The 15478-nt window shown below is 69.0% G+C and carries 17 protein-coding genes; 8 read left to right on the plus strand and 9 right to left on the minus strand.

What is annotated here, in order from left to right:
* Positions 1 to 12 precede the first annotated feature (12 nt).
* On the minus strand, positions 13 to 1383 hold the full coding sequence (locus tag ACM6LR_RS25125) for a sensor histidine kinase (RefSeq protein ID WP_414941026.1): 1371 nt from the start codon (positions 1381 to 1383) through the stop codon (positions 13 to 15).
* A 77-nt stretch (positions 1384 to 1460) separates the two neighbouring features.
* On the opposite strand from ACM6LR_RS25125, the gene ACM6LR_RS25130 reads away from it, so the two are divergent.
* The 3 genes from ACM6LR_RS25130 to ACM6LR_RS25140 are packed head-to-tail and all read left to right on the plus strand — an operon-like array spanning position 1461 to position 3744.
* The gene (locus ACM6LR_RS25130) at positions 1461 to 1976 is read left to right on the plus strand and encodes a lipoprotein ABC transporter ATP-binding protein (protein WP_414944617.1); all 516 of its coding nucleotides are present in this window, start codon (positions 1461 to 1463) and stop codon (positions 1974 to 1976) included.
* Positions 1973 to 2632, plus strand: coding sequence for an ATP-binding cassette domain-containing protein (locus tag ACM6LR_RS25135; RefSeq protein ID WP_414941024.1), 660 nt, complete (start codon positions 1973 to 1975; stop codon positions 2630 to 2632). The genes ACM6LR_RS25130 and ACM6LR_RS25135 overlap by 4 nt, the downstream gene beginning before the upstream one ends.
* An 8-nt stretch (positions 2633 to 2640) precedes the next feature.
* On the plus strand, positions 2641 to 3744 hold the full coding sequence (locus ACM6LR_RS25140) for an ABC transporter permease (RefSeq protein ID WP_414944618.1): 1104 nt from the start codon (positions 2641 to 2643) through the stop codon (positions 3742 to 3744).
* An 88-nt stretch (positions 3745 to 3832) separates the two neighbouring features.
* On the opposite strand, the gene ACM6LR_RS25145 is transcribed toward ACM6LR_RS25140, so the two are convergent.
* The 5 genes from ACM6LR_RS25145 to ACM6LR_RS25165 form a co-directional block, all read right to left on the minus strand.
* Positions 3833 to 4534: a response regulator transcription factor gene (locus tag ACM6LR_RS25145; RefSeq protein WP_414941022.1), complete on the minus strand. Its 702-nt coding sequence runs from the start codon at positions 4532 to 4534 to the stop codon at positions 3833 to 3835.
* A 76-nt stretch (positions 4535 to 4610) separates the two neighbouring features.
* Entirely contained in the window at positions 4611 to 6095 is a 1485-nt protein-coding gene (locus tag ACM6LR_RS25150) for an apolipoprotein N-acyltransferase (protein ID WP_414944619.1), read from the minus strand.
* Positions 6096 to 6163: 68 nt separating this feature from the next.
* Entirely contained in the window at positions 6164 to 6970 is an 807-nt protein-coding gene (locus tag ACM6LR_RS25155; RefSeq protein WP_414941020.1) for a sugar phosphate isomerase/epimerase family protein, read from the minus strand.
* A complete protein-coding gene (locus ACM6LR_RS25160; RefSeq protein ID WP_414941019.1) occupies positions 6970 to 8121 on the minus strand; it encodes a dihydrodipicolinate synthase family protein in 1152 nt (383 codons plus the stop codon). Before ACM6LR_RS25160 ends, ACM6LR_RS25155 begins: the two co-directional genes overlap by 1 nt.
* A 78-nt stretch (positions 8122 to 8199) precedes the next feature.
* Positions 8200 to 9240, minus strand: a complete 1041-nt coding sequence (locus ACM6LR_RS25165) for a LacI family DNA-binding transcriptional regulator (RefSeq protein WP_414944620.1) — start codon at positions 9238 to 9240, stop codon at positions 8200 to 8202.
* Between the two features lie 38 nt (positions 9241 to 9278).
* On the opposite strand from ACM6LR_RS25165, the gene pip reads away from it, so the two are divergent.
* The 4 genes from pip (at position 9279) to lpdA (ending at position 12962) form a co-directional block, all read left to right on the plus strand.
* Positions 9279 to 10241: a prolyl aminopeptidase gene (pip, locus tag ACM6LR_RS25170; protein ID WP_414941017.1), complete on the plus strand. Its 963-nt coding sequence runs from the start codon at positions 9279 to 9281 to the stop codon at positions 10239 to 10241.
* A gap of 39 nt (positions 10242 to 10280) precedes the next feature.
* Positions 10281 to 10688: a nitroreductase family deazaflavin-dependent oxidoreductase gene (locus ACM6LR_RS25175; protein ID WP_414941016.1), complete on the plus strand. Its 408-nt coding sequence runs from the start codon at positions 10281 to 10283 to the stop codon at positions 10686 to 10688.
* Positions 10689 to 10751: 63 nt separating this feature from the next.
* Positions 10752 to 11525: a lysophospholipid acyltransferase family protein gene (locus ACM6LR_RS25180; RefSeq protein ID WP_414941014.1), complete on the plus strand. Its 774-nt coding sequence runs from the start codon at positions 10752 to 10754 to the stop codon at positions 11523 to 11525.
* 51 nt (positions 11526 to 11576) lie between these two features.
* Positions 11577 to 12962, plus strand: coding sequence for a dihydrolipoyl dehydrogenase (gene lpdA, locus ACM6LR_RS25185; protein WP_414941013.1), 1386 nt, complete (start codon positions 11577 to 11579; stop codon positions 12960 to 12962).
* Positions 12963 to 13581: 619 nt separating this feature from the next.
* Here lpdA and ACM6LR_RS25190 read toward each other — a convergent pair.
* The gene (locus ACM6LR_RS25190; RefSeq protein ID WP_026467493.1) at positions 13582 to 13953 is read right to left on the minus strand and encodes a PH domain-containing protein; all 372 of its coding nucleotides are present in this window, start codon (positions 13951 to 13953) and stop codon (positions 13582 to 13584) included.
* 28 nt (positions 13954 to 13981) lie between these two features.
* Positions 13982 to 14317 (minus strand): hypothetical protein, encoded by a 336-nt coding sequence (locus ACM6LR_RS25195; protein WP_414941012.1) that lies wholly within the window; start codon positions 14315 to 14317, stop codon positions 13982 to 13984.
* Between the two features lie 203 nt (positions 14318 to 14520).
* Between ACM6LR_RS25195 and ACM6LR_RS25200 the strand changes: the two genes are divergently transcribed.
* On the plus strand, positions 14521 to 15291 hold the full coding sequence (locus ACM6LR_RS25200; protein ID WP_414941010.1) for an FHA domain-containing protein: 771 nt from the start codon (positions 14521 to 14523) through the stop codon (positions 15289 to 15291).
* Between the two features lie 18 nt (positions 15292 to 15309).
* Here the strand turns inward: ACM6LR_RS25200 and ACM6LR_RS25205 are convergent, their stop codons facing one another.
* Positions 15310 to 15477 carry a hypothetical protein gene (locus ACM6LR_RS25205; RefSeq protein WP_414941009.1) on the minus strand — a complete coding sequence of 56 codons (168 nt, stop codon included), beginning with the start codon at positions 15475 to 15477 and terminating at the stop codon, positions 15310 to 15312.
* Position 15478: the final 1 nt, after the last annotated feature.

The following is a 15478-nucleotide window of genomic DNA, read 5'->3' on the forward strand; positions in this document are numbered from 1 at the left end:
GAGTAACCCCCCCTAGCTCGCCAGGCCCGGGCCTTCTTCGCAGGGTGAGGGACGCTCGGCGGGCAGGAGCAGTGTGAACGTCGTCGGCGACGGGCTGGTCAGCCGCAGACGTCCGCCTTCCGCCTCGGACAGGCTCCGCGCCAGCCGCAGCCCGATCCCGTGGCCCGCCCGCTCCTCGGACTCGTCCCCGGTCACGAACGGATCGTGCCCGTCCGGGATGGCGCCCTCGTCGCTCACGTCGATGGCCAGCGCGTCCCCGGCGTCGCGAGCGAGGACGGTGACCGTGCCGCGTCCGTGCGTCGCCGCGTTGTCCAGGAGTACGGCGAGAACCTGCCGCACGGCCGCGTCCGCCGCCCGCGCCGGCAGGGCCTCGCGTCCGCTGATCCGCAGCGCCCGGCCGCGTCCGGCGAGCAGGCCGTGCCAGGTCTGGCGGACCTCCTCGAAAAGTTTGCCCAGGTCCAGCAGGGCGCGCGGGGCCCTGGTCTGTTTGGCCAGCGCCAGCAGGTCGTCGATGGTGCGTTCCAGCCGGTCGGCCGACGCGATTCCGTCGCGGATCGTCGCGTAGGGGTCGCGATCGGGGCTCTCGAGTGCCGCCTCCAGTTGCAGGCGCAGCCCGGTCAACGGCGTCCGCAGCTGGTGAGAGGCGTCGGAGGAGAAAGTGCGCTCCCGTTCCAGCGTCTCGCCGATCCGGGCGGAGGTGACGTCGAGCGCTTCGGCGACCTGATCGATCTCGCGGACCCCGGTGCGGCGAGCGCGCACGGTGAAGTCACCCTCGCCGAGACGTTCGGCGGAGACGGCCAGATCCTCCAGCGGCCGCGCCAGCCGGGTGGCGATCCGGCGCCCGATCAGCCAGCTCGCCCCGATCGCGATGGCGGCGAGCCCGGCCATCTTCAGCCAGGTCAGCCGGATCCTGGCGTCCAGTTCGGACCGGGGATGGGCGGCGCGGATCACCCCGACCAGCGACGGTCCGCTGAGTACCGGGATGGCGAGGACCACTTCGTCACCGAGTAGCCCGGTCGCCATGTCGGTCCGGCGCGCTTCGAGCACGAACGCGTCGGCGGTGGCCGGCCCGTCGCCGGTCATGAGCCTGCCGGTCGGGGTGTAGACCGCGACCTTGATGCCGTGGATCCGGTCTTCGCCCTCGCCGGGCACGACGGGCCTGAGCTCCGGGACCCGTCCGTTGGCGAGTTCACCGGTCACGGCGAGGGCGACGGTGTCGGCGGCGCGTTCGAGGTCGTACGTGGACATGCTCTCGTGGAACCTCGCGACCGCGACGGCCAGCGGCACTCCGAAGAGGGTGATCGCCAGCACCGCGGCCAGCACGGTGAGGGTGACGATCCGGCGGCGCACGGACAGAGTGTGGCCGACAAGGGCGAGGATCACCCACCCGACGCGATATTTTGCCGTCCGTTGACCTGAGATCAAGGCGATGTTGACCCCGTTCGCTCTACCTTGGGGCCATGCGCCGACGTGCCGCCGTCCTGGCAGGCCCGGGGCCCGGATCCGTCCCCCTCGTCCGGTACGCCGTCCCGGGCGAGTGTGTGGCCGTGCTGCCCGCCGGAAGTGGCGACGCCCCGGTGGTCGCCGCCGGCGTCGGCGTGCTGCTCAGGCGCGGGAACCTCTTCGGTCATCTCACCGTGGCGCAGAATGTCCTGCTGGCGGGACGGCTCTCCACCCGCCGCGCCCCCGGAAACGCCGCTGACCTGCTTGAACTGGCCGGGCTGGCCGCACGCGGCGACGCCTATCCGGATACGTTGTCCGCACTGGAGGGCGCGCGGGCCGGGGTCGCCGTCGCACTGGCCGGTGCGCCCGAGGTCGTCTTCGCCGACGAACCGGCGGGCGAACTCGACGGGCTCGCCGCCCTCGAACTCATGGACCTGTTGTGCGCCGTCGCGCGCCGGGGGACGGCCGTCGTCGTGGCGACCCGTGATCCCGACATCGCGGCGGCCGCGCACCGGATCGTGAGAGTGGCGTGACGGCACCGCTGGTCCGCACCGACGAACTGGCGCACACCTACGGCACCGGACTGACCGCGGTGGTGGCCGTGCACGGCGTCAGCTGCGCCATCGGCGCGCGGACCCGCGCGGTGGTGACCGGCAGGGCCGGAGCCGGGAAGACCACGTTGCTGCATCTGCTCGCCGGGATGAAGAAGCCGACGGCGGGCACCATCGACTGGCCCGCGTTCGGACCGTCGCCGCCGGGCCCCGACCTGATCGGGCTGATGCTGCAGGACGGCGGGCTGCTGCGCGATCTCGACGTCCGGCTCAACGTCGCACTGCCGCTGGTCCTCGCGGGCCGGACCGGCACCGCGGTCCGCGACGCCGTCGACGGCGCGCTGGAACTGGTGGGTCTCGCCGGTTTCGCCAAGAAGGCGCCTCGTGACCTGACCGGTGAGCAGATCCGGCTGGCCATCCTGGCCAGGGCGCTCGCGCCCGAGCCGAAACTGATCCTCGCCGACGACCCGGCGGGCTGGCTGGACCGGCGGTCCGGGGAACGGCTGCTGGGCAGGCTCGTGCAGGCGGCGGACCGGCTGGCCGCCGGGCTGCTGGTGGCCACGGCCGAGCAGGCACCGGCAGGGCTGTTCGGCGAGAGCTGGGCGATGGTCGACGGGAAGCTGGTGCGGGACCTGTGATCGCGGCGATGGCGTTGTGGGTCGGCGGGATCGCGCGAGTGCGCCCCGCCAGGCTCGGCGTGCCCGCGGCCGGGGTCGCGATCGTGATCACGCTGCTCGCGGTGCACGGCTGGGCCGGGCATCCGGCCCCGCCGTGGGTACCCGCGACAGTGCTCGTGGTGCTGCTGGCCGCCCCTTCGGAGCGTTCGTTGCGGGCGGACCAGGACCTGCTTCGCGCCCGCGGCGCGACCGGTGGACAGGTACTCGGACTGGCCTCCGCCGAAGCCGCGGTCTCCGGGCTGACCGGTGGCGTGGCCGGGGTCGTGCTGTCGCTGGCGGGTGGCTTCCTGACCGGAACCGGCGTATCGCTCACCTGGGAAATCGTTCTCTTGCTGCTGGCCGGGCCGCTCGTCGCGGCCCTCGCCGTGCTGCCGCCGGTGCTGCGCGAGTGGTATTTCGTCCCCGCCGACGACGGGCCGCCGTGGTGGTCGCCCTACGGTCTCGACTTCATCCTGCTCGCGCTCGCCTTTCTCTGGCCGCTGCTCGGCTGGGCCGGCGGCACGATGCTGTTGTGGCGGCTGGTGGAGCTGGGACTGCGTAAGGGAAAGCGGGCGATCGGCGGGGTGCTCAGGCCGTTGGTCTCCGGGCTCGCGGGTGTCCTCGCGCTGTCCATTTCGTGGCGGAGTGCGCTGCTGGCGCGGTCGGTGTCACTGGTCGCGCTGGCGGTGGCCTTCGCGATCGCGTCCGCGCTCACCAGGGACGGCTGCACGGCGGCCACGGTGGACAAGGTGGCGTCACTCGTGCTCGCCGCGGCCGCGGCCGGGCCGTCGTTCGGGCTGGCGCTCAACGAACGCCGCCGTGACCTGCTGATCGTCAGCACCCTCGGCGGGAAACGCCGCCAGGTGGCGACGTTCATCGCGGGCGACGCGCTGATCGTCGGCGGCGGTGGCCTGATCGCCGGACACCTGCTGGGCGTGCTGTTCGTCCTCTTCACGCCGGCGGAATGGGAATCCTTTCCCCACGGGTACTTCGGGATGCTGGGGGCGGTGGTGATCGTGTCGTGCGTGGTGGCGTCGGCGTGGATCGCGCAACTCGCCGCCCGCGACGAGGTCTCCGACCTCCGCGACTACTGAGGTATGTCTCGTGACTGGACGGGCATCACACGTGATTGAGCGGGCATCACCCGTGATGTCCATCCAGTCACGGGTGATGCCCGTCCGATCACGTCTCGAAGGGTTGTTCGAGGCGGTAGCCGTGGCCGCGCAGCGTCGAAATCCGCGGCGCCTGCTCGGGCGTGGGCGCCGATTCGGTCAGTTTCCGCCGCAGCGCGGCGATGTGGACGTCCAGGGTCTTGGTGGAGCCGTACCAGTGCGCGTCCCACACCTCCGACATCAGGGTGTCCCGGCTGACCGCGACACCCGGCTGCTCGGCGAGCCGCGCGAGCAGGTCGAACTCCTTGGCCCGCAACGAGATCTCCCGTCCGCCGACACTGACCCGGCGTCCGGCGGTGTCCACCCGCAGACTCCCGATGGCGATCGCGGGCCTGCTTTCCGGCGGGGCCGTCCCGCGCCGCAGGTGCGCCCGCACTCTCGCGAGCAGTTCGCCGAGGCGGATGGGTTTGGTGAGGTAGTCGTCGGCCCCGGCCTCCAGGCCCACGACGACGTCCATTTCCTCCTGCCTGGCGGTCAGGATGACCAGAACGGCGCCGGGGAGTTCCGCGCGCAGCCGACGGCAGACCTCGACCCCGTCCAGATCCGGCAGACCGAGGTCGAGCAGGACGAAATCGATGTCGCCGTCCGCTGCCGCCGTGAGCGCGGTGCGGCCGTCGCGTTTCCAGGAGACCTCGTAACCGTGCAGGCGGAGGGTCGATTCGAGGACGCCGCCGATCGCGTCGTCGTCTTCCACCACCAGCAGTTTCGGCATGCGGGGGAGCTTAACCGTTGAACGCTGTTCTTTTCGGCCAAGACGTTACGAACGCCACCCTTTCTGTAACAGGGCGCTAACGGTTGCCTGTGCGCTTCCGGCTGTACGTCCATAAAGGACAGAGGGCGGCGAAGGCGAGGCACAGCCAGGCGAACACGTCGCCGATCGAGCCGTACACGGTCTGTGTTCGCGGCTGTACCGGCAGATCCGCGAGGAGCGTCTGCTGATCGGTCCGGGCGTGGTCGGCGTTCCCGAGTACCCGGCCCTGACCGTCCACGGCTGTGGAATTTCCGTGCGTGGAGTGCCGGAAGATCGAGTAACCGTTTTCCACCGCGCGGAACACCGCCTTTTCCGCGTGCAGTGAGCCGAATCCCGGCCAATCGTTGGCGGGGACGAGCATCAGCGCGGTCCCCTTGTCCGCGGCCTGTCGCATCAGGCCGGGGTAATCCGCGTCGTAGCAGATGACCGTCGCGAGCCGCCCGTACGGCGAATCCGCGGTGGGCACGACGCCGGGGCCGGGAGTCATCGGTTCCATCGGCGTCGGATGTGCCTTGTCGTAGGTCCACGACACCTCGCCGGCCGGCCCGACGAGCACGGCCACATTCCGGATGTGGGGAGCCTGCGCGGTGTAGAGCGCGTAGGCGAGTTCTACGTGGATACCCGCCTGCTTCGCCTCGGTGCCGACCCGCTCCAGCAACGCGGCCTGGTCTCGCTCCAGCACTCTGGCATGGGTTTCCGGCCAGACCACGATCTTCGCCCCCGCCGACGCCAGCTGTCGTGTCCTGGTCACGAGATCATCGGTGATCGGCGCGAAGGCGGCACCGACCGCGACCGGGTCGGCCGCGTTGACTTCTTCGGCACGCCAATACTTCACGCCGATCCGCTCCAGTGCGTCGGAACTTGCCCGGTCCGCGTCGGATGATGGACTGATCCCCGCGATCCGCACCGTCTGTGTCGTGGGCGCGTCGAACAGCAAGCGCGCGCCACCGGCGGCGAACACCAGGCCCAGCAGGCAAACGTGGACGAGGACCGTGCGCCTGACCCGCGGCCACCCTTCCGCCCAACCGGTGTTCACCACCGAGGCGAACCACGCGAGGACGAAGGTGAGGCCGTACACGCCAGTCACCGACGCGGCCTGGAGCAGCGGCAGATTCCCGGACTGGGTGCTGCCGAGCGCACCGAAGTCCCCGAATCCGGTGATGAGGGTGAAGAGGTACTCGCCTGCCACCAGTGTCGCCGGGAACACCAGGGTCCTCAGCGGTCCGGCGCGTTCGGCGAGCAGGCGGTCGGCCACGAACGCGGTCGTCTGCAGCAGGACCAGCAGGGTGAAGGCGAGCAGCGCCGGCAGCACGAAGATCAGCCCGGTGACACCGAGCCAGAAAAGTTGCCCGATCAGCAGGGAGAGCCCGACCATCAGGGCCGCGCGCCGGATGGGCGCCCGCCGCGCGTAGCGGAGCAGGAAGACCGGGAATACCCACGCGGCGAAGGGAACGTTCCAGTCGGTGTGGACGGCGAGCAGGAGCAGCGCTGTGCCCAGCCACCAGAGCAGCCGTTGATTCATACCGCGAACGGTAGGAAATCGCGGCTGCCCCGGCAGCCCACCTTGGGCAGCGGTGACCCTTACTTTCGTCAGGAAACGTGGTCGCGATACGCCCTGACGGTCTCCGCGAGGACCTCGCCGCCGGGACGCCGCCAGAGATCGGCGTCGAACACCTCGACCTCGATCGGCCCGGTGTACCCGGCGGCCTCGACACACGTCTTCAGCCGCCGGTGGTCGATCGGGCCGTCACCGGGCAGCGCGCGGCCGAGCAGGGTGTCGGTCAGGGGCACCTTCTGGTCGCAGACGTGGAATCCGGCGATCCGCCCGGTCGCCGCGGCGATCGACTCCTCGATCCGCGGGTCCCACCACACGTGGAACTCGTCGACGATCACGCCGACCTGGTCGGCCGGATGCTCCAGCGCGATCGCCAGCGCCTGATCCACAGTGGACAGAACCGAACGTTCGGCGCACTGCATGGGATGCAGGGGTTCCAGGCCAAGACGGACCCCGCGCTCACCGGCGTAGGGCGCCAACTCGCCGACCGCGTCGGCGACGCGCTGCCTCGACGTCGCGAGGTCACCGTTCACCCCGCCGACGACGAGTACGAGAACGTCCGCGCCCAGCGCGGCCGCTTCGTCGATCGCCTCGCGGGTCTGCGCGACACCATCCACAGGGGACCCTTCCGGGGTGATCCCGGTGAAGAAACCGCCGCGGCACAACGACGACACGCCGACGTCGTACTCCTTGAGCAGCCGGGCCGTCTCCTCGACGCCGGTCTCGGCGACCTTGTCCCGCCACAGGCCGATCCAGCGGACGCCCGCCTTGGCGCAGCCCGCGACGGCTTCCGGTAGCGACCACGCCTTGGTAGTGATCTGGTTGAGGCTCAAGCGGTCCATCAGGCCACCCCCGCCGCGGCCAGCAGCGGCCGCATCCGCGCGACGGCGAGATCCGGGTCGGTGAGCGCCCCGGCGGTGTCCGCCAGGCGCAGCAGTTCGGCCAGATGCGTGATGGACCGGGCCGACTCGCGGCCCGCGACCATCCGGAAGTGATCCTGGTGCCCGTTGAGATAGGCGAGGAAGACGACGCCGGTCTTGTAGTTCCTCGTGGGGGCGCGGAAGATCGCCCGGCTGAGCGCCACCGTCGGGTCCAGCAGGTCGTGGAATCCGGCCGTGTCGTCTTCGTCGAGCCGCGCGAGCGCGGCGCCGGCGACCTGGGCGACGGCGTCGAAGATACCCAGAAGTGCTTCACTGTGGCCCTGCTCGTCCCCGGCGATCAGTTCCGGGTAGTTGAAGTCGTCGCCGGTATAGCACACGACGCCTTCGGGCAGCGCGCGGCGGAACTCGGTCTCGATCGACGCGTCGAGCACCGAAACCTTGACGCCCGCGATCGCGCCGGCGTGGTCGGTGCAGAGCCTGCCCAGTTCCTTGGCGGCCTCACGGACGTCGCCGTGGCCCCAGTAGCCCGCGAGTGCCGGGTCGAACTGCTCGCCCAGCCAATGCAGCAGGACCGGACGGTCCGCGCCGGAGAGCAGTTTCCCGTACGCGGCGTGGTAATCCTCGGGGCCGGACGCCGAAGCGGCCAGTGCCCGGCTGGCCATCACGACCGGGATCGCCCCGGCCTCGCCGACCAGGTCCAGCTGCTCACGCCAGGCGTCCACAATGGACGCCGCGGTGGCGTCGCCGCCGGGGAGCTGGTCGGTGCCGACCCCGGCGACCCACGGCCGCCCGTCGGCGAGCGCGCCGGTGCGCCGGATGAGGTCCTGGATCCTGCCCCAGTCCAAGCCCATCCCGCGTTGCGCGGTGTCCATCGCCTCGGCCACGCCGAGACCGCAGGACCACAGGTGCTCGCGGAAGGCGAGTGTCGTGTCCCAGTCCAGGACCGCGCCTTCTTCGGGATCGGCGGCGGCGAGCGGGTCGGCCACCACGTGTGCGGCCGCGTAGGCGATCCGGGAGGTCGGAGGTGATGCCGGTTTCGCGGGCGTTTCCGCCCCTCGCGGCGTCCACTCCACCAGTCCGCCGTCGGCGGTGGGCAGGGCGATCAAGGTCATCGGGTCTCCGTGGCGCGGGGTTGAGAAAGCGCTTTCTCGTGCCACGGTAAGTCACCTCATGGGCCGCACACAAGGGTTTCAGCGAGGGCGAGCGGCGGTGCTGAGGCGCAGGACGACCTCGCCGGACATCCGCACGACTCGAGGCCGCGTGCCGGGGGAGGCCTTGAGTGCCAGGTCCATGGCCCGTTCACCCAGCTTCTCCAGCGGCAGCGCGACCGTGCTCAGCGACGGCGTGAGATCGCGCACTACCGGGATGTCGTCGAAACCGGCGATCGACATTTCACCGGGCACGGAGACCCCGGCGTCGCGCAGTGCCGCCATCGCGCCGATCGCCATCACGTCGGTCACCGCGAACACACACGTCGGCCACTGCTTCCGCGGCCGGGCGAGGACCTTCTCCATCGCCTCGTAGCCCCCGTCGCGGGTGAACGCCGCCTCGGCGACATCGTCCTCGTGGAGTTCGACGCCGTGCTCCCGCAGTTCCGCCGCGAAACCGTCGAGCCTGTCGACGACCGTGGTCAGGCTCCTCGGCCCGGCGAGTACGGCGAACCGCCGGTGTCCCAGGTCCAGCAGTGCCTTCGCCAGTTCGGCGCCGCCGCCCCGGTTGTCGGGTTGCACGGTGTCCACTTTGAGCCCCCGGTGCCTGCTGACCGCGGCGACGTGGCCGCCGCCGCGCCGGTACGGCTCGAGTTCGGCGGCCATCGCCTTCTCCCACGTCTTGTCCTCGAAGGCGGAGCCGATCAACAGGATCGCCGACGCGCGCTGGGCGCGCAGCGTGGAGACGTAGGCGACCTCCTTGGCCGGGTCGCGGAACGTACTCGCCAGCATCACCAGGAGGTCGTTCTCACTCGCGACGCGCATGATGCCGCCCGCGATGGCGGCGAAGTACGGGTCGCCGACGTCGTGGCAGATCACCCCGACGGTCGGCTGTGAGCCACCGGCCAGCGCCTGAGCGTGCGCGTTGGGGGTGTAGGAGAGGTCGGCCGCCGCGGCGATCACCCGTTCGCGGAGATCCCCCCGGACGGTGGCGGTGCCGTTGAGGACGCGGGACGCGGTCGCGAGCGACACGTCCGCGGTACGCGCCACATCTTCCAGCGTCACGTGGGGGCGGGCCTTCATCGATCCTCCAAGCTGACGTTTGGGGCATAGTGGCGGATATGCTCGGCCTTTACCCGGAAATCGAACCTTACGTCCAAGGGATGTTGCCTGTCGGTGACGGCAATGAGATCTATTGGGAGGAATGCGGCGACCCCGCGGGCAAACCCGTGATCTTCCTCCACGGTGGCCCCGGAAGCGGGGCGAACGCGAGACATCGCAGACTGTTCGATCCCGAGCGGTATCGGATAGTTCTTTTCGATCAGCGCGGCTGCGGGCGCAGCACGCCGAACTGCGCCACTCCGGACGCGGATCTCTCGGTCAACACGACCTGGCACCTCGTCGCCGACATCGAACGGTTGCGCGAGCATCTCGATATCGAACACTGGATGGTCTTCGGCGGTTCGTGGGGGAGTGTGCTCGGGCTGACCTACGCGGAAACGCATCCCGGGCGGGTCACCGAACTCGTCCTCCGCGGTGTGGCCACGTTGCGGGTGAAGGAACTGCAATGGCTCTTCGGCGGGGGAGCGGCGTTCCTCTTCCCCGAGGCGTGGGCGCGTTTCCTGGCACCGGTGCCGTTTCCGCGCCGCCAGGAGAACTTGATCGAGGTGTATCACGAACTGCTGCACCATCCGGACCCGGCGGTGCACGAGCCCGCCGCGATCGCGTGGAGCCGCTGGGAGGGCGAAACGGTCAAACTGCGCCCGCAGGAGGAAGTGATCGACGCGTTCAGCGATCCTTCGTTCGCCCTCGCGATCGCGAGGATCGAGAACCACTACTTCCGGCACGGCGGCTGGCTGGCCGAGGATCAGCTGCTCCGCGAGGCCGGGAAGCTCCGGGGCATTCCCAGCGTTCTGGTCCAGGGACGCTACGACGTGGTCACCCCGGCCATCACCGCCTGGGAGCTCAGCCAGGTACTGCCCGGCGCGGAACTGGTGATGGTCGGCGACTCGGGTCACGCGTTCGACGAACCCGGCACCCTGCACGAGTTGATCAGCACGACCGACCGGTTCGCGTCAAACTGAGTGCGCCGGTACACCCAGGACGAGGAGAGGAACGCAGACATGCTTTTCGGTGACGAGCACGTCCGTCGCTACGAAGAGACCGATGGCGAGGTGGGCCACGACTGGGAGAAGGGCGCCCCCTGTCTCATCCTCACCACCAAGGGCCGCAAGACCGGCGAGGACCGCAAGTTCGCGCTGATCTACCAGTTCGACGACGAGAACAACCCGGTCATCGTGGCGTCGAAGGGCGGTGCGCCGGAGGACCCGGGCTGGTACAAGAACCTGCAGGCGAACCCCGAGGTCAAGGCCCAGGTCAAGGCCGACAAGTTCACCGCGCGGGCCCGCACCATCGAAGGTGAGGAGCGCGCGAAGCTGTGGGAGAAGCTGGCCGCCGTCTGGCCGGACTACAACGAGTACGCGAAGAAGACCGACCGTGAGATCCCCGTGGTGGTCCTCGAACGCGTGTGATCCGCGCCGCGTTCACGCGTGGTTTCAGCCGAAGAGGAGCGGGTTCGGCTACGAATTACGTCCATGGTGCTGAGACCCCGTGAACGCTGGACCGCGCTCACCCCCGTTTCGGGTGACTTGCTCACGTTTCGCCGGATGATCGCCTTCGGCCGGCGCTTCGCCCGCGCCGGCCGGGGGTTCTGGTTCAGCCTCGCGATCAACCTCGTGTGGCCGTTCCTGGTGCTGTTCACCCGGTTCCGGGTACGCGGCGGCGAGCACCTGCCCGCCACGGGTGGCTTCCTGGTGGCGTCGAACCACCTCTCGTTCGCCGATCCGACGACGGTGACGGCGTACTGCCTCGCGCACGGCCGTGTGCCGCGCTACCTGGCCAAGGCGAGCCTGTGGGGCGCGCCGGTCGTCGGCTCGGTGATGCGTTCGGGCAAGCACATCCCGGTCCACCGCGGGGCGCCCACGGCGTCGGGCGCGTACCGCGACGCCGTCAGTGCCGTGCGTGAGGGCGAATGCGTCGTCATCTTCCCGGAGGCGACCTTCACGGATCACCCGGACGGGTGGCCCATGCGCGGCAAGACCGGGATCGCGCGGATCGCGCTGGAGACCGGTGCCCCGGTGGTCCCGCTGGCGAACTGGGGCACGCACCATCTGCTGCCGTCCGACGCCGTGCTGCCACGAGGATTCCCCCGCAAGACGGTGAACCTGGTCGCGGGTCCTCCGGTCGACCTTTCGGACCTCGTGACGCCTTCGCCGTCGCGTGAGGTGCTTGAGGAGGTGACCGAGCGGATCATGGCCGCGGTGACCGACCTGCTGGTCGAGATCCGGGGCTCGCGGCCGCCCGCTTGAGTAGGCAGTCTCACCCTTCGGACCGTCCCGGTGAAGAGTAGGTTTCGAGGTATGAGTGCACACTATGACGTCGTTGTCCTGGGGGCCGGTGTCGGCGGGTACGTGGCGGCGATCCGGGCATCGCAACTGGGGCTGAGCGCGGCGGTCGTGGAGGAGAAATACTGGGGCGGGGTCTGCCTGAACGTCGGCTGTATCCCCTCGAAGGCACTGCTGCGTAACGCCGAACTCGCGCACATCGTGACCAAAGAGGCGAAAACCTTCGGGATCCAGGTCGAGGGTCAGGTCACCTTCGACTACCAGGCCGCCTTCGACCGCAGCCGCAAGGTCGCGGACGGTCGCGTCAAGGGCGTGCACTTCCTGATGAAGAAGAACAAGATCACCGAGTACGACGGGCACGGCACGTTCCTCGACGCCAACACCATCGAGGTCAACGGCGAGCGGATCACCTTCGACAATTGCGTGATCGCCACCGGTGCCAGCGCGCGCCTGCTGCCGGGCACCACGCGCAGCGACCGCGTGGTCACCTACGAACAGCAGATCATGGAAAACGAGCTGCCGGAAAGCATCGTCATCGCCGGCGCGGGCGCGATCGGCGTCGAATTCGCCTACGTGCTGCACAACTACGGCGTGAAGGTGACCATCGTCGAATACCTCGACCGTATCGTCCCGCTCGAAGACGCCGAGGTCTCCGCCGAACTCGCGCGCCGCTACCGGAAGCTCGGCATCGAGGTGCTGACCTCCACCAAGGTCGAAACGATCGACGACACCGGCGAGCAGGTCCTGGTCACCGTGTCGAAGAACGGCGAGCAACGCGTCCTGGAAGCGGACAAGGTGTTGCAGGCCATCGGTTTCCAGCCGAGGATCGAAGGATACGGTCTGGACAAGACCGGCGTGGAACTGACCGAGCGCGGCGCCATCGCCATCGACTCGCGCGGCCGCACCAACGTCCCGCACCTCTTCGCGATCGGCGACGTCACCGCGAAACTGATGCTCGCGCACGCGTCGGAGTCCATGGGTGTCGTCGCCGCCGAGACCATCGCGGGCGCCGAGACCATGGAACTCGACTTCGTGATGATCCCGCGCGCGACCTACTGCCAGCCGCAGATCGCCAGCTTCGGCTGGACCGAGGAGCAGGCCCGCGAAAAGGGCTTCGACGTCCAGGTGGCGAAGTTCCCCTTCTCCGCCAACGGAAAAGCGCACGGACTCGGCGAGGCCGTCGGTTTCGTGAAGATCCTCAGCGACGCTACGCACGGCGAGTTGCTGGGCGCGCACCTGATCGGTCCTGAGGTGACCGAACTGCTGCCGGAACTGACTTTGGCGCAGCAGTGGGACCTTACGGTGCACGAGATTTCGCGGAACGTGCACGCTCACCCGACTTTGGGGGAAGCGGTGAAGGAAGCTGTGCACGGGCTGGCGGGACACATGATCAACATGTAGTGCCCCTCGTGAGCGGTAAGGGCGGTTGCGGCATGGGCGAGCGGGGAAGATTCAGGACGTTCAACCCAGATCGACCCGCTCCTCGATCAGCTCACCCAGACCGACGCTTTCGGCCAGCCGCATCACCGGCACGATCCCCGCGCATGACACGAGATTCTCTTCATCGAACCTCACCGACACCGCGCCGGCACTATGAGACAATCGCATCCAGCAGATGCCCTCTCGCTCAGTGGATCATTTTCCTTCGCAAGAACAATCATTCCAAGCCAGAGGGCATCTGCGCGCCCACGACACGACAAACCAACAACATCCGACGGTGGATCCAGGTTCGACGTCCTGAATCTTCCCCGCTCAGCCGTGTCGGGGTTGATCAGCGGAGGATCGGGACGTTGAGTGTCCCCGATCTTCCGTTGACCAAGGTCCGGACCGGAGTAGCCTCGCGACGATGTAGGAATTGGGACACTGGACGTCCCAATTCCTACATCGTCAGCTCTCGGGCAGGTAGGCAATGCCAGTGTCAGGTCCGTCCGCACGCGACACGCATGCCAACTCGCGACCCGCCGGACCCAACGCCCTCCCTCTTGCCGACCAAGCAAGTAGTCGACTACTTGCGGGGGAGCTAAAGGGTGTGGGTGGCGATCAGTTGGCCGATCGCCCGGATGTCCGAGCCCCGGAACTCCAGTCGTACGTTTCCCAGCCCGCTGAACCAAAGGTCCAGCTCGGCGTCCAGGTCGAAGGTGCCCGCGGTTTCGATCGAGAACGCCTGGATCCGGTTGTAGGGCAGCGAAGTGAAGTCCTTCTTCTTGCCCGTCATGCCCTGGACGTTCACCGCGATCAGCCGCTTGTTCGTGAACACCACGAAGTCGCGCACCGCCTTGAACGACGAGATGATCTCTTCCCCGGGGATGATGATCGGCTGCACCGTCGGCGCGATGTCCTTCGGTTTGCACGGCGTGAGCTTGAAGACGGTGTCCTTGGAGAAGTCAATCATGCTTCCCACAGTACGGAATTCCGACGGATCAGGCCTTGGGCGTGAACTTCACGACCGCCTTGCCGTCCTTGACCGCGTTCACCGTGTAGGCGATTCCGTTCGTCGCTCCGGCGCTGCCGCTGAAGGATGATCGCGTACCGCTGGGGAGGGCGGCCGAGAGGGTGACACCGTCGGCCGACACGGAATCGACCGCGATGTGGGTGACACGCAGCCGGGCTTCGAAGGCGATTTTGTCCTTCGGCTTCAGGATGACCTCGCAGTCGCCGTCCCGGCATGCCTTGAGGTCGGTGCCGTCGGCGGCGACCAGCGGGCCGTCCGGCCGGGCGATGCCCGACGACGACGGCGGAGCGATCGAAGACGGCACAGGCGAAGGTGCAGACACAGGAGTGGGCGAAGACGCAGGCGGCGAAGCGGCCGGAGGCTCGGATCCGCAGCCGGCCAGGGCCGCGGCGGACACGAGCAGGAAGCCGGCCACACGCAGAGTAGACATAGGCTGAACCTAAGCGACGCCACCGGGACCCCTCCCCGGCGGCGGCTCGCATACTGCCGGGGACAGGAGGAGGCACGATGAAGCGGCTCACCACGGCACACGAAAGCCTGGCGCTCGGCGTGCCCCGGTCGGCTCCTGGCGCGGTGTTCGCCCTCACGCTCGCGGGCGGCGTCTCCGTCGATCCCGGCGAGGGCGGCGAGATCTCGTTCGGGCGCAACCGGCCGCAGGTCGACGTCTGTGTGGGGGAGAACGACCTGCAGGTCAGCCGCAGGCACGGGCTGCTGAATTTCACCGGCGGGCATTGGTGGGTCAGCAACACCGGCCAGCTGCCCATCCGCCTGCCGAACTCCCGGTGGCTGTCCCAGGGCGAGGAGCCGATTCCTCTCTCCGACGGTTACACACCGCTGTTCGTCCGCGGCTCGGGCCGCCGTGAACATCTGCTCGAGTTGTACGTCGCCGGTCCTGACGGCGGGCAGCCCGCCACCCGGCACGGTGACGTCACCGTGCCGCCCCGCCGCTGGCGCCTCAGCGCGGACGAACGCCTGGTCCTGGTCGTCTTCGGCCAGCGCTACCTGTTGCACGACCTCAACCCGCAGCCACTGTCCCGCCGGCAGACGGCCGTGGTGCTCGGTGAACTCCGCCCCGACGAGACGTGGACCAGCCGCCGCGTCGAGCACATCGTCATCGACGTCCGGGCGCGGTTGTCCGCCGGAGGTGTTTACGGCCTCCGGCGCGAGGAAGTCGGCGAACCGGTGGGCAACGCGTTGAACGACAACCTGTTGCGCGAACTGGTGCTCTCCACCACCCTCGTCCCACCGGACCTCGTCCTGCTCGACGCGCTGGGCTGATCAGTCCACTGAGGACGGTCAATTGACGCCTTCCATCGCCGCCTTCGCGACGTCGCTGCCCCTGTCCGCTTCGCCGGCGACCTTCACCAGTGCGGCCGTCGCCTGGTCCCGGCTTTCCTCGGCTTTCACGCGTCCCGCCGATGCCGCGTTGACACCGAAGAACGCGCCCACCACCGTGCCGATCACC

The organism is Amycolatopsis sp. cmx-11-32 (genome assembly GCF_047608695.1).
Classification (GTDB): Bacteria; Actinomycetota; Actinomycetes; order Mycobacteriales; family Pseudonocardiaceae; genus Amycolatopsis.

Excerpts from the sequence above, each read along its gene's own strand:
- ACM6LR_RS25145 (WP_414941022.1), bottom strand. The coding sequence starts at position 4,534 with ATGCCGAAACTGCTGGTGGTGGAAGACGACGACGCGATCGGCGGCGTC.
- pip (WP_414941017.1), top strand. The coding sequence starts at position 9,279 with ATGCTCGGCCTTTACCCGGAAATCGAACCTTACGTCCAAGGGATGTTG.
- ACM6LR_RS25190 (WP_026467493.1), bottom strand. The coding sequence starts at position 13,953 with ATGATTGACTTCTCCAAGGACACCGTCTTCAAGCTCACGCCGTGCAAA.
- ACM6LR_RS25200 (WP_414941010.1), top strand. The coding sequence starts at position 14,521 with ATGAAGCGGCTCACCACGGCACACGAAAGCCTGGCGCTCGGCGTGCCC.
- ACM6LR_RS25150 (WP_414944619.1), bottom strand. The coding sequence starts at position 6,095 with ATGAATCAACGGCTGCTCTGGTGGCTGGGCACAGCGCTGCTCCTGCTC.
- ACM6LR_RS25155 (WP_414941020.1), bottom strand. The coding sequence starts at position 6,970 with ATGGACCGCTTGAGCCTCAACCAGATCACTACCAAGGCGTGGTCGCTA.
- ACM6LR_RS25175 (WP_414941016.1), top strand. The coding sequence starts at position 10,281 with ATGCTTTTCGGTGACGAGCACGTCCGTCGCTACGAAGAGACCGATGGC.
- ACM6LR_RS25130 (WP_414944617.1), top strand. The coding sequence starts at position 1,461 with ATGCGCCGACGTGCCGCCGTCCTGGCAGGCCCGGGGCCCGGATCCGTC.
- ACM6LR_RS25180 (WP_414941014.1), top strand. The coding sequence starts at position 10,752 with ATGGTGCTGAGACCCCGTGAACGCTGGACCGCGCTCACCCCCGTTTCG.
- ACM6LR_RS25160 (WP_414941019.1), bottom strand. The coding sequence starts at position 8,121 with ATGACCTTGATCGCCCTGCCCACCGCCGACGGCGGACTGGTGGAGTGG.
- lpdA (WP_414941013.1), top strand. The coding sequence starts at position 11,577 with ATGAGTGCACACTATGACGTCGTTGTCCTGGGGGCCGGTGTCGGCGGG.
- ACM6LR_RS25165 (WP_414944620.1), bottom strand. The coding sequence starts at position 9,240 with ATGAAGGCCCGCCCCCACGTGACGCTGGAAGATGTGGCGCGTACCGCG.
- ACM6LR_RS25140 (WP_414944618.1), top strand. The coding sequence starts at position 2,641 with ATGGCGTTGTGGGTCGGCGGGATCGCGCGAGTGCGCCCCGCCAGGCTC.